Raw genomic sequence first — 12,636 nt, 5'->3', positions numbered from 1 at the left:
AGGTTATGAAATGGCTTCTAAGAACTCAAGAACCTAAGAAAGAAAGTACGGGGTTGGTGGTTATTTATCGATAGATTCGCACGACATCGTCGCCGGGTTTTTGGCGGTCATTGGAATCACGCTCCTGGCCGCCGTTATCGATTCCATCCTCGCCGACGCTCCAGACCCGATATCCCGGATCATCCTGTCTGTATTTTAATGGCCTGCCGTCAAAGGGATCCACATACACCTCCGGCAGATACGCCGGCACCAAATCCTCCAGTGTCTCGGGCAGCTTCTTTTCCGCCAGCCGGTACCGCTCTATCGCCAGCACTGTAATGATCCTGTCAATGCCGCTGCGAACGCGAAGATTAATTTTATACACCTTGCTTAGTGCAGGCGTCCCAATTTTGGTCATAAAATACAGAAAATTCAGCCCCTCCAGCTCCTGTTCAATCGCCTGGGCACGCGGCAATCGCTGGCCGACCGGCAGCTCATCCAGGGCCATCAATTTCTGTATTGATTCAATAGACCGCAGGATATTGCGTTCAAACAATCCCGACATCCGAAACAGGCGGGTTTGGACTGTATTGGCCATGGCCATGCCTGGATTATAGGGATTGGCATAATATTCAAGCTGATAGCAAATCTCGCCGGCAAGTGCGGATTTATACCCCAGTTGTCGCTGAAGCGTAGAAAATTGATCCTGTAAATCCTGTAACTGCTCCGCTGAAAACGACGTATATTTTAGACAATCCTCTGTAGTCCCCGTACACATGGCGGCAATCGCAATTTGAACCAGACGATCAATCAAAAAAGGCTCGTGTGACAGGGACTCGCTTAAATGAATACACTCTTTAAGATGATCATAAGCCTGCTGGCTTTGTCCCTGCTGGGCATAATAGAGAGCTGCAATACCCTGCGATTGAGCCGCTTTTTTGATACCAGTCAAAACATCGGACTGGAGAATAGTACCACTCGAAGAAAAATCCCGTGGATAGGCACAATCCGGAATCTGCCCGGCCTGATGCAGCAGGTCGTACATCGCTCGGTTGGCCTCGATGAATTCCTTTGCCGCATCCATTTCTTCCTGCGGATAGGGGTCATTCCCTTCGGGGTTTGGACGATTGCCCATGATCGGCAGCAGGTTTTGTTTATTCTGATCCGCAAACGGCCGGTATGCCGCAAACGCCTTCAAGTACACATCCGCCGCATTGGGCGTTCCTTCCGGCAGCTTATGCCGGGCCTCCAGCTCCGCAAAGCTGGTCGGCAGCCCCTGAGCCTTCAATTCGGCAATCTTTCGCTCCAGCTCCGACCGCCCGGCCAGAATATACAGCACCAGCACCCCGACGACCACCGCCAATACCACTGCAAGGCCAATAAACCACCCCTTCAACTCCCGCAGCTTCTGATGTTTATGTGTCTGCTGCATACGATCTCCTTTTTTTGTATTGATGACCTTTAGGGGGCTGTTGTCTTTCTGTGGTTTGTTATCTAAACGCCCACAGCCTGAGTCCGTCAGACTGTGCCAGCCGTTTCAGACTGTAGTACCCGTCGCATTACGTACATCGGATTTCATTCTGGTATACTTGTATCCCTGTATCCCTGTATCCTTTATTCATTCCGCTTCCACGCATCGTCCCTGGGCCCACTCATAGAGTGCCAGCATCTTTTCACGCATGGTTACCGACAGCGGGGGTGAGTTCTTGAGCGCTGTGACAATCATCTCGGTTGTAAGCTCGGTCTTGCTGCTGTAGCACTCGTGCAGCGCCGACAGGACGGCCTGTTCGATTTCGGCTCCGCTGTAGCCTTCCGATGCCTGCGACAATGCATCCAAGTCGAACTGCTCGACATTCTGCTTGCGTTTGGTCAGGTGAATCCGGAAGATTTCCTTGCGGGCTTCGGACCCGGGCAGCCCCACGAAGAAAATCTCGTCAAACCGTCCCTTGCGCAGCAGCTCCGGCGGCAGCGCCTCGATATCATTGGCCGTCGCCACCACAAACACCGATTCGCGATGCTCCTGCATCCAGGTCAGCAGGGTCCCGAACATCCGTTTGCTCAGGCCGCCGTCAGTGCTCTGGCTGGCCGCCGAGGCAAAGCCCTTTTCAATCTCGTCGATCCACAAAATCGCCGGGGCCATGGCCTCGGTCTGCTTGAGGGCCTGCCGCAGATTCTTTTCGGACTGGCCTACATAGCTGTTGAACAGGGCACTGGGGTCCATCCGGTACAGCGGCTGCTGCCAGGCGGTGGCAATTGCCTTGGCACACAGGCTTTTGCCGGCGCCCTGTACCCCCAGAATCAGCACGCCGCGCGGAGGTGTGATTCCGAACTGGGCGGCCTCGTCCCGAAACGCATTTTGCCGCAGAGTCAGCCATCGCTTGAGGTTTGTCATGCCGCCGATTTCGTCCATATCAAGGGGGGCCTCAACATATTCGAGCAGGCCATCGGAGCGGATCATCATCCGTTTGCCGGCGATGATCTTGTTGACGTCTTTGTCGTTGAATTTCTTATCGACTGACACGGCGTCGTATATCAACTGGCGGGCCTGCCGCAGCGACAATCCCCGCAGATTGCGGATAATGGCGGCCAGGCCGTTTTTGGTGATGCCGATTTGGAGGGGGGTCTTGTCGTGGATTTCCCGCAGCGTCGTGCGGATGAGGTTGTCCAGCTCCTTTTCTCCCGGCAGCGACAGCTCGAATTCCCGTGCGTAGGATTTGATTACTGCCGGCAGGACATCGTCGCTATCGACCAGGACCAGGATATTGTTGTGAAAGCAGGTGGTATGAATGGTATCGCGCAGCATCCGCAGGGTGGTATTGACGCTCAGGAATTTGCCCAAATCCAGCGCCACACAGACGGTTCGGGGCGGCATCCGGCAGAAGGCTTCCAGGCCCTGCTCAGGTGTTTTTTGTTCCTGCTCGCCGAACGTGGGCAGCACCGGGAAAAAGCCGTCGCGGATCCCTCGTCCGACCGACCAGATCTGCATTTTGTATTCGAGCTTCTCGGCTGCGCGGCGAATCACGTCCAGCGCCTCGTATTCCTCATGGGTGACGATGGAAATACAACTGTATCCCTGCCGGAGTATCTCGATAAAACGACTCACATCATCCATCGTTTCGCTCCAGATTACAATATTCTCCTTAAACCTATTAGTGTAGCTTTAATTTTGCCTCTGGACAAGCCTTATCTGATATTTTTTATGCTCAGGCTTAGCAGAAGTATGTTTATATATAATCGGATAAAAAAGAGGGTTTTCACAAAAAAAGACTGGTTTTTGCCGTGTTAAATCGATATACTATTGCGCTTTCCGTAGGTCCTATTTAATGGTATGCGGTCTATCCGCATGCTGTGGAAAGGTTACAAAAATGAAAGTGCTCGTAATTAACGCGGGAAGCAGTTCCATCAAGTATCAATTGTTTGATATGCCCGCCGGTGAGGTCCCTGCCAAAGGCATGATTGAACGCATCGGCGAGGCGCAGTCTCAACTGACTCACAAGTACAACGGCAAGACGTACTCTGCAGCCGTTACCGCTAAAGACCACGAACAGGGCATGCAGGTCATCCTGAAGACCCTGACAGACCCGGCGATTGGTGTGGTCAAAAAGGTCTCCGAAATCCATGCTGTCGGCCATCGTGTCGTCCATGGCGGCGAAGAATTCACCGGCTCGGTCATTATTTCTGAGCAGGTTATCGGTTCGATTGAACGTTTTGCCGACCTGGCCCCGCTGCATAATCCGCCGAATCTGACCGGCATCCGTGCGGCGATGCACGCGTTGCCCGATGCGGTGCAGGTTGCCTGCTTCGATACGGCGTTCCATACCTCCATTCCGGCGGTGGCCTATATCTACGGCCTGCCGTATGATATCTACGAGACCTACCGTGTCCGCCGGTATGGTTTCCATGGTACCAGCCATCGGTATGTGGCCTGGCGGTGTGCTGCCCTGATGAATGTCGATAAGACCCGACTCAATATAATCACCTGTCACCTTGGCAACGGCTGTTCTATCACCGCTGTGAAAGAGGGCAAAAGCGTTGATACCTCGATGGGGCTGACGCCGCTGGAAGGCGTTGTGATGGGGACCCGCTGCGGTGACATTGATCCGGCTATTCTGTTCTATCTGGCCGACAAGGGTTACGATATCAAGAAGCTCAATACGATGTGCAACAAGCAGAGCGGCCTGCTGGGTATTTCCGGCGCGTCCAATGATATGCGCAACCTGCTTGAACTCCGATCGCAGGGGCATGAGCGGGCCAGGCTGGCGATAGACATTTTTAATTATCGCATCAAAAAATACATTGGCAGCTATACGGCGGTGCTGGGCCGGCTGGATGCGGTCGTGTTTACCGGCGGTATTGGCGAAAACAACGCTTTTATCCGCAAGGAAGTCTGTTCCGGCCAGAGTCAGATCGGCATTGACATCTGCGACACACGCAATGAGGCCAGAGAACCGAAAGAACGCCTTATCAGCAGCGACACCAGCCGTGTCAGCGTCTTTGTTATCCCAACCGATGAAGAACGTGCTATCGCCGGGGATACCTACGAGCTGGCTAAATAGGGTGCAGGACGATCAGATGTGATACGATGGGCGGACCGAAGTGTCCGCTCTTTTTTTTGGCTGCTTGTAATGTAGCCTCTGACACTGGGGCCAGGTCGGTGATGACCAGCGTGCCGGATATCAAAATTGCCCCGATGGTTTGGCGGAGAAAACGTTGCCGGGGACGATCGGTATGCCCCATCATTGGAGTCAAAAATACAGAAAGTAGATTTCGGGTCTTGCATAAAATATAATCCTGTCGTAACATTTTTTTACCTCCTTGTGTTTGTTGAAGTTATGTTCGTCGAAAAGCATATTTTACAGGCACAAGGAGGGTTTTCCAGCCCCCCCGTTAAAACGGGTAATCGCGTGAAATTCAAACTTGCCAGCGTTGTGTTTCATACGTACAATCTGTTCAAAATAGCTATAGGGTTTATAATGCATTCGAAGGCCCTCTGTTGTAAAGGAGTTACTTTGGCGAGCAACACCTTACACGAGGGTCTTTTTAATTCAAGTTTTTTTGTCGGACAATCTGGACATAGAATGTCTCCGGCTGGGGGTACCCCCAGCCCACATCTTCTTTAGTTCTTGGTAACGCTTCATCGTCATACAGCGTATCCGTCTAAGGGGGATACGATGTTCCCTGTCTATCCCAAAATATTCTTGACACTACCTTGAAATATGGTTAACGTAGATATAATGATTAATTTATGAGGGAGATAAATTTGGGTGTAAAATAGGAGATTAATAATACCTCTCCAAGTAATTCTCTCCGTAAAGGGTACAGGAAAATCGAAACGGGGTATCGATTGAGCGGGGTAAGGAAAACGAATTTCCACATCATGGCCAAACCAGCAGGGCCAGCCTGCAATCTTGGCTGTACTTACTGTTATTATCTTCACAAAAAGCAGTTGTTTCCCGATGATGAATCGTGGCGGATGTCGAATACAACACTGGAACGGTTTATCCGCCAGTACATTCAGTGCCAGCCCGGCCCGGTGATCAATTTTTCCTGGCAGGGAGGGGAGCCAACTCTTTTGGATATCGGTTTTTTTCAGAAAGCATTTCATTTCCAGAAGTTGTATTGCCCGCCTACCAAGCAAATTATCAACGATTTTCAGACCAACGGGATGCTGCTGAATGACCAGTGGTGCCGTTTCTTCCGCGAAAACTATGTTTTGGTTGGACTCAGCATTGATGGTCCGGCCGACCTGCATAATTATTATCGCAAGGACCGTAAAGGACAACCGACTTTTGACAAAGTAGTTCGAGCAGTCCATTTATTAAAAAAACACGGAGTCGAATTTAACATATTGACGGTTCTGAATAACCAAAATGCAAAGCATCCGCTTCGTGTCTATCGGTATTTCAGAGATGAATTAAATGTTCAGTACCTGCAGTTTATTCCCTGTGTGGAACCAAGAGTGTACACCACAATTGCTCCGCAGGAATGGGACAAGGCCTGCATGCCGAATTTCGGGGAAATGCGGGCAAGGCCGGGATTTCCAGATTCAGTTGTGACAGAGTGGTCAGTTGATCCGGACGATTATGGGAACTTTTTAATAACAGTCTTTGATGAATGGGTTCGTCGGGATGTGGGTAAAGTATTCATTGGGACGTTTGATACTCTGCTGGGGTTGTGGATGGGATTACCCTCATCATCCTGCTATTTTTCTGATATTTGCGGCAAAGCTCTTGCCATAGAACACGACGGCGGGGTGTACAGTTGCGATCACTACGTCTATCCAGCATATTATCTGGGTAATATTCGTGAAAAAACACTGGATCAGATGGTAATGTCGGAAAAACAGATACAATTTGGCCTTAATAAAGAAGATACATTGCCGCAATATTGCAAACAATGCTCTGTTCAGTTTGCCTGCCATGGGGAATGTCCCAAACATCGGTTTGTCTATGCGCCGGATGGTGAATTCGGCCTGAATTATCTCTGTTCCGGCCTCAGGAAATTCCTGCAGCATATCGATCCTTGGATGCGATGCATGGTCGGTGAAATCCGAGCCGGCCGAACGGCAGATGTCGTGATGAAATATGCCAATCCAGCATAGGGGTTATGCTTGAACTATAAAATATAGATTGGAAAAATGGTAAAAAATGGAAAGGAGTGTATGACATGAAGTGGCTTAGGGAAATGGGGCGTATAGTTGGAAATGCAAAAAAAATGACGGTGGGGTTTTTGGCCGGAACCGCCGCGGTCAACACCTTGCCATCTTCACAGGCAAAAGCGGCAACATCTGAACATCCCAATATTGTGTTTATCCTGGTTGATGACCTGGGGTGGACGGATATTAATTGCCGACAAGTAAATGATAACCTTGAATATGTTACTGATCAATCCGGTAATCAAGTCAATCCGACCTCGGCAGAACAATATGACAGTCCATTTTATAAAACACCTAATATCGCTAGGCTTCGTGAACAATCCATGCGGTTTACCAATGCCCATACGGCCTGTCCGTTCTGCAAAGCGACACGTGTCAGCATTATGACAGGGAAATATCCTATAAGGGCAGGTTTGCCGGATAATGATCCAATTTCAAATGGTAAAATGTTATCGCTGGCAGAGACCACGATTGCTGAGGCATTGGATAATCATGGTGTGGATTATAATTCGGCATTTATTGGTAAATGGCATTTAACAACTAAAAATGCGAAGCCTTTTTCTGTAACATATAATCCCGAAAAGCAGGGTTTTGAATTAAATATTGCCGGATCATGGAGGGCTTGCCCTATATATCAGAACCTTCACAACAGCAGCTTTTGGTGGGGTGGGGATGGCTATGTATCAACTTTAGGATTAAATATAGATTTAAATGATCCAAATATTCCGAATGAGGCAGACGAGTATTCAGGATATGGTCTGCCGCCGGGATTGCTATCGAAACATGCGAAATTCATAGGAAATGACACTTATGATCCTAATGAAGATGAATATCTCACCGACAGATTGACCTGGGAAGCCGTGGAATTTATTAATAACGCCCACAGCCAGGGGCGTCCATTCTTTTTATTCCTGTCTCACTATGGCGTTCATACCCCTTTACAGGCAAAGCGGCAGTTGTTTGACAATTATAACACCGGCGATTATCATACTCCGCTTGCTCATTGGAGATTTGATCAGCGAGCTGTTTCCGATGGAGGCTGGAATCTAGCTTTTAATAGTACTAACTGGATTAGATACTCTGAACATGAATATGATGGGACATTTAAATATCCGAACGGGAATAGCTTTCCTACTATTATGCCAAGTGCTGGTATTTTTAACGAGTGCATTGACTTCTCAGGGGATCTTTATTTTGAAGTCGATGGGGGGAGTTCATCAAATAAAGCTGATTATGCCTTTCAAGGAATAGAAGGAAGTGGATCGCGGACCTGTTCGTTTTGGATGAGAAAAAGAAACAATAATGAGAATGAGCTTTCGGGGCCAATTATCGGGTGGGGGACGGATAATAACAAATGGGTCATTTCAGTAGAAAGCAATGAAATTAAAGTCGATACAGGTTCAGGTAATATTTCGACAACTGGGGCTTTGCTAACCAGTCCGGGAGAAAATGATTATTGGCATCACGTAGCGGTGGTGTATAATGGAACAGAGATTGAAATCTATGTGGATGGTACTCAGAACATATCGCAAGCCGTTGCTGTCAACACTGTATTAGATGACAATGTTCGAATTGGAAAATGGGACACCTCTTATTTTAAGGGCCAGTTAGACGAAGTGTCTATTTACAATACATCCCTTACTGGCACAGAAATAGCAAGATTGGCCGATCCCAGTTACCCACCTCATAACAATGGTACTTATGCGGCTATGATTGAAAGTGTTGATGAAAGTGTGGGAGAAATTCGTAAGGCCCTGGATGATCCAGATGGAGATGGAAATACATCTGACAGTATCAGCAACAATACGATTATTATCTTTTATTCGGACAATGGTGCAGAACCGGTGAGTTCCAATTTTCCGCTGAGAAATTACAAAACTACCATGTTTGAAGGAGGTTTGAGAGTTCCGCTTCTGATTTATTGGCCGGGTGTCACAACAGAAAAAGATGTTCAGGACCTGGTGTCTAATGTTCCAGTATCCAGTATTGACATCCTGCCGACGATTGTCCAGATGGCTTATCCGGATGTGGATCCAGATCGGCATTATATCCTGGATGGAAAGAGTCTCTGCGGATTGTTAAAAGGAACAACAAATGATATACCTCGCAAGGATAATGCCTTATTCTTCAGTTCGGAATCTTGGGATTTCGTATCTTATTTCGAGAAATTAAGTGTTTTAGGAACAGGTTATAATGAGAGTATTGATGGAAATACGTATGATAGCTATGATTATAAATACATTACAGGTACTGGTTTGTACAAGATTCACGAGACAAATAATGAAGACGGAAAAGTATTAGTCAAAAATCCGGAAGATTCTTGTAATGCAGAATCCAGCATTATCCAAGCCATGTCAAACAAAATAATGGCTTGGGAGCAAAAGCTAAAAGTACAAGCTGGTAATGCGAGTTACAATACTATTAACGCTGCCATTACTGCCTTAACTTCTGGTGGGACGATTGTCTTGCCTTGCAGAAGTTTCCATGAAAATATTTCGGTTAATATTGGCTCGAATACTAACCTGACAATTGAATCAGAGGATCCGGATGACCCGAAGACAGTTGCCAGTACCATCATTGACGGCAGCTATCTGGGATCTGTAATTGCCATAAATAGTGGGACCGTAACCATTGAAGGCGTTACGATCACCAATGGTCACGCTGCCAATGGTGGAGGTGTTAATGTTACTGGAGGCACCGTAACACTTTCCAAATGTCGGATTATTGGTAATGTAGCCAATAATTATGGCGGTGGTGTCTATGGCAGTAATGTCAAGCTGCTGAATTGTACCATTGAAAACAATACTGCAGGCATCAACGGTGGTGGAGTGTATGGCATTGACGGCGGTGGCCAGATAACAAATTGTGTAATTGCCAATAACATCGCCCAGAACGGCGGCGGCATCAGCAGCTGCTCCGGAACCATTCGCAATTGTACAATAGTGTATAATTATGCAATAGGTAATGGCGGCGGTGCCTATTCTTGTACACTAACAAGCCCCAATGTTTTTAAGAATTGTATCGTCTGGGGTAATATGCCGAATCAGTTATCGACAGAATGTACAACCCCCACAGATAGCCATATTCAGGGTGATCCATTGTTTATCTGCTCACCTAAAGCTGTTGCAGTGAGTGAATACGGAACATTACCTGAGAATATTATCAATTCTGCTTCCTCATTTAGCGCCTTTGCCTGGGTGCGGTTTGATAATAATTATGATAATCCAAATAATCAGGGCATTTTGCAACAGGCTAATGATAGTCAACAACGTGTAGGACGCACATGGTTGTACCGCACAGGTAACAAGCTGGGGTGCTATTTTGGTGGTGGGCCACTGGAATCCACCCAGACGCCGTTTGCCATAACAGGCCAATGGCATCATATTGGAATTACCTATGATAGCCAGATACACAAAGTGACAATGTATGTAGATGGTACTTTTTCGTGTTCTGTTTATCGCACTGCAGAAGAATGTACCGGCCCATTCTATATTGGACGCCAGAAAACAGGTAATTACTGGGATGGTGTCATAGATGATGTGCGTATCTATAATCGGATTTTGAGTAATGTAGAAATAAACGATTTATATAATCATAAATCCGTTTCTGATAATTTAATTGCTCATTGGAATTTTAATCGGGACTTGTCAGTTATCAATCTTCAAAACACAGACAACTTTGATCCTAATGATATCATTGAGTACGACAACGATGGTATAAAACGTTGGGTTCAAGTCGTTGGTACAAATTGGATCCAAATTGTCCCCGCATTAACCTATCCGGCAGAACCTGGAAAACTCATAACCAACTGGGGGCCAGTGTCAAATTGTCCTGATGTCATCAAGGAAGATTACCATTTGTGTCCCAACTCTCCGTGTATTGATGCGGGTGATTCTACTGACATAGAATTGAATGAAAAAGATATAGATGGCGAGAGTCGAATTATTGATAGTACAGGTATTCCTGGTGTTCTGGTAGATATAGGTGCCGATGAATATAATCGGCTAATTGGACATTGGAAGCTGGATGGCAATGCTGAAGATGCCTCGCTCAATAGGTACCATGGTACAATTTGTGGAAATCCTGTCTGGGGAGATGGGATGGTAGGTCAGGCTGTTGTTCTGGATGGTGTAGATGATTATATTCAGATAACAGGATACAAAGGGATTCCTGGCACAGCATCCCGTACCTGCTCGGCCTGGATCAAGGCTGAGGATGATGGCAGCATCCTATTAAGATCAATTGTCAGTTGGGGCGAAGGTTCTCCTGGTGCGACGTGGAATTTCTGTATCTCAAATGATACCAATAATGGAGTCTATGGCGCACTTCGACTTGCAGCCTATAATGCCTATGTAATCGGCAGTACGCCTGTTAATGATAACATATGGCATCATGTGGCCGTCGTGTTTGAAAATGATGGGACGCCTAAAGTCAGCGACATCCGCTTATATGTAGATGGAAAACGTGAAATAATAAGCAAAGCAGTTCCAGCAGTACTGAATACAGCCTGTGCTGATGATGTTAAAATTGGCTTGAACGGGACTGCATGGTACTATAAAGGAGCCATTGATGATGTCCGGATTTATGACCGAGCCTTAACAGATCAGGAAATCGAAGAAATGGTTTTGCTTGGTTACTGGAAGCTGGATGGCAATGCTGATGATGCCTCGGTTTATCAGCATGATAATTGCTTCATACAGAATCCTGATTGGATAAATGGATATATCAATCAGTCAGTAGATTTGAATGGCACGAATTATATTGATCTTGATGACACGATGAAGCTCAATCCCGCTACAACTTCATTTAGTGCCTTTGCCTGGGTGCGACTCGATGTTAAGAATCCCTCAGTATCTCAGGGGATCTTGCAGCAACTAGGTGACGATGCAAATAATATGGGGCGTACATGGTTATATCGAACTACAGATGACAGATTAGGCTGTTATCTTGGTGGCAGTCCGCTGGAATCAGACCAAAAACCATTTGATATAGCACAGCAGTGGCATCATGTCGGGATTACTTATAATAGGCTGACCAATGCAGCAACATTATATGTGGATGGAATATATGCGAATTCTGCTACGCGTAATGCCGAAGCCTGTACGAAACCATTTTATGTGGGACGTCAGAAAACGGGTAACTACTGGGACGGTGCTATCGATGATGTACGGATTTATGGGCGTGTGTTATCTGCCCAGGAAGTCAAAGAACTGGCGGGAGATGTGATGGTTGGCTATTGGACACTGGATAATAGTGCTGATGATTCAACCCCCAATGCATACGATGGAACATTGTGTAATTTCCCGACCGATGGTTCTCAATGGCAAACAGGTAATGTAAATGGTGCTCTTGTTTTCGACGGTCAAGATTATGTATCGTTGCCGCATATAATTAATCCTGCCGCGACTTCATTTAGTGCTTTTGCCTGGGTACGGCTCGATGTTAAGAATCCCTCTGTATCTCAGGGGATCTTGCAGCAACTAGGTGACGATGCAAATAATATGGGGCGTACATGGTTATATCGAACTACAGATGACAGATTAGGCTGTTATCTTGGTGGCAGTCCGCTGGAATCTGAGCAAATAATACCATTTGATATCACTCAGCAGTGGCATCATGTAGGAGTCACTTATAATAAACTGACCAATACTGCATCATTATATGTAGATGGAATATGTGCGAATTCCGCTACGCGTAATGCTGAAGCTTGTATGGAACCATTTTATCTTGGACGTCAGAAATCGGGTAACTACTGGAACGGTGCGATTGATGATGTCAGGATTTATGGACGAGTGTTGACTGCCAGTGAGATTAATGTATTGGCCGGACAGTAAATTCCATTATCAATTATCTATTTTGGTGGCGGGCGAATATATCGCTCGCCCTTTTTGTTATAATTTTTATGATTCTGATCTGCCCCCTTTTTTTGTACCAGTTGTTGTGAGAGTATAACCGACACACGGACTCTTATTTGGGCTGTTCAGCACGTCTGACAACCCGTA

The 12,636-nt window shown here is 46.8% G+C and carries 6 protein-coding genes; 3 read left to right on the top strand and 3 right to left on the bottom strand.

The window, feature by feature from the left end; translation table 11 throughout:
* Positions 1-64: 64 nt before the first annotated feature.
* Entirely contained in the window at positions 65-1,411 is a 1,347-nt protein-coding gene (locus ACQ9LF_RS13760; protein ID WP_462489995.1) for a hypothetical protein, read from the bottom strand.
* A gap of 186 nt (positions 1,412-1,597) precedes the next feature.
* On the bottom strand, positions 1,598-3,091 hold the full coding sequence (locus ACQ9LF_RS13755; protein WP_462489994.1) for an AAA family ATPase: 1,494 nt from the start codon (positions 3,089-3,091) through the stop codon (positions 1,598-1,600).
* A 253-nt stretch (positions 3,092-3,344) separates the two neighbouring features.
* Between ACQ9LF_RS13755 and ACQ9LF_RS13750 the strand changes: the two genes are divergently transcribed.
* Positions 3,345-4,535, top strand: coding sequence for an acetate/propionate family kinase (locus ACQ9LF_RS13750; RefSeq protein WP_462489993.1), 1,191 nt, complete (start codon positions 3,345-3,347; stop codon positions 4,533-4,535).
* On the opposite strand, the gene ACQ9LF_RS13745 is transcribed toward ACQ9LF_RS13750, so the two are convergent.
* Positions 4,528-4,782, bottom strand: a complete 255-nt coding sequence (locus ACQ9LF_RS13745; RefSeq protein ID WP_462489992.1) for a hypothetical protein — start codon at positions 4,780-4,782, stop codon at positions 4,528-4,530. The genes ACQ9LF_RS13750 and ACQ9LF_RS13745 overlap by 8 nt on opposite strands.
* A 574-nt stretch (positions 4,783-5,356) precedes the next feature.
* Here ACQ9LF_RS13745 and ACQ9LF_RS13740 point away from each other — a divergent pair.
* Together ACQ9LF_RS13740 and ACQ9LF_RS13735 are read left to right on the top strand one after the other, a co-directional pair.
* Entirely contained in the window at positions 5,357-6,580 is a 1,224-nt protein-coding gene (locus ACQ9LF_RS13740) for an anaerobic sulfatase maturase (RefSeq protein ID WP_462489991.1), read from the top strand.
* Positions 6,581-6,645: 65 nt separating this feature from the next.
* A complete protein-coding gene (locus ACQ9LF_RS13735; protein WP_462489990.1) occupies positions 6,646-12,468 on the top strand; it encodes a LamG-like jellyroll fold domain-containing protein in 5,823 nt (1,940 codons plus the stop codon).
* Positions 12,469-12,636: the final 168 nt, after the last annotated feature.

Origin of the sequence: Anaeroglomus insulsum, assembly GCF_050689095.1 — a bacterium.
Taxonomy (GTDB): Bacteria; Planctomycetota; Phycisphaerae; order Sedimentisphaerales; family Anaerohalosphaeraceae; genus Anaeroglomus; species Anaeroglomus insulsum.
The sequence above is the reverse complement of the archived record's forward strand: the minus strand, read 5'-3'. Positions and strand labels throughout refer to the sequence as shown.

Coding starts and splice junctions, on each gene's coding strand:
- ACQ9LF_RS13760 (WP_462489995.1), bottom strand. CDS start 1,411: ATGCAGCAGACACATAAACATCAGAAGCTGCGGGAGTTGAAGGGGTGG.
- ACQ9LF_RS13755 (WP_462489994.1), bottom strand. CDS start 3,091: ATGGATGATGTGAGTCGTTTTATCGAGATACTCCGGCAGGGATACAGT.
- ACQ9LF_RS13750 (WP_462489993.1), top strand. CDS start 3,345: ATGAAAGTGCTCGTAATTAACGCGGGAAGCAGTTCCATCAAGTATCAA.
- ACQ9LF_RS13745 (WP_462489992.1), bottom strand. CDS start 4,782: ATGTTACGACAGGATTATATTTTATGCAAGACCCGAAATCTACTTTCT.
- ACQ9LF_RS13740 (WP_462489991.1), top strand. CDS start 5,357: ATGGCCAAACCAGCAGGGCCAGCCTGCAATCTTGGCTGTACTTACTGT.
- ACQ9LF_RS13735 (WP_462489990.1), top strand. CDS start 6,646: ATGAAGTGGCTTAGGGAAATGGGGCGTATAGTTGGAAATGCAAAAAAA.